The following is a 711-nucleotide window of genomic DNA, read 5'->3' on the forward strand; positions in this document are numbered from 1 at the left end:
CTTTCTGGTGTGAACGGCTTCGCCTTATGATTTTCCAGTGATATCCCGTGGCGTTCTGCCACCATTTTTGCCATGTGATCAGCCCTTTGTCCGTTAAGCGCAGATAAGCCTGCTGACTGTATATTTTTTTCAGGCAGACATTGTTTCATCAAGGCTTCGGCAATCGGTGAGCGACATATATTCCCCACGCACACCACCAGGATAGAATTAAATATCACCTTTTCTTACCAGTTTCGAATATAACGGGCAGTTTCGGTCAGATCATGAACCCCGGTAATGGTTGGCAATAATTGTCCGATAATACGGTTCCATTTAGCCAGCGGAGCTGTCGTCACATAAACAATATCGTAAGGCTCAAGCTGGAATTCGGTTCCCAGCACCAGTGCCGTAGCATCGCTTGCATTCAACTGGTAGATGTTCGCTATTTTCTTTTTAGCATCCCCTTTCAGGGTTCTGATGACAAATACCCCTGTGGCATCCGACGTTAACGGATCCATGCCTTCGGCATTAGAGAGGGCTTCGGTCAGTGTCATGCCGCTACGATCCATGCGAAGTGTCGTTTGCTTTTTCACTTCGCCCATCACGAACACTTTCAGCTCGTCGTTTCTCGGGACATAAAGGATATCTCCCGGCTCAAGCAAACGGTTCTGCCGCATATCTCCATGCTTCATTAAAGACTGCAGTGAAATGAGAGATTTCTCGCCATTATGC

At 47.3% G+C, this 711-nt stretch carries 2 protein-coding genes; both read right to left on the reverse strand.

Annotation, left to right across the window (positions count from 1 at the left end):
• Nucleotides 1-215, reverse strand: a 215-nt coding sequence (locus tag AC1DUO_RS25810) for an arsenate reductase/protein-tyrosine-phosphatase family protein (RefSeq protein WP_477989571.1), incomplete at its 3' end; no start/stop codon positions are given.
• A gap of 9 nt (nt 216-224) precedes the next feature.
• Nucleotides 225-711: polysaccharide biosynthesis/export family protein (locus AC1DUO_RS25815; protein WP_477989572.1), on the reverse strand; the 487-nt coding region annotated here is incomplete at its 5' end.

Source organism: Rahnella sp. P4_A8 (assembly GCF_056402435.1).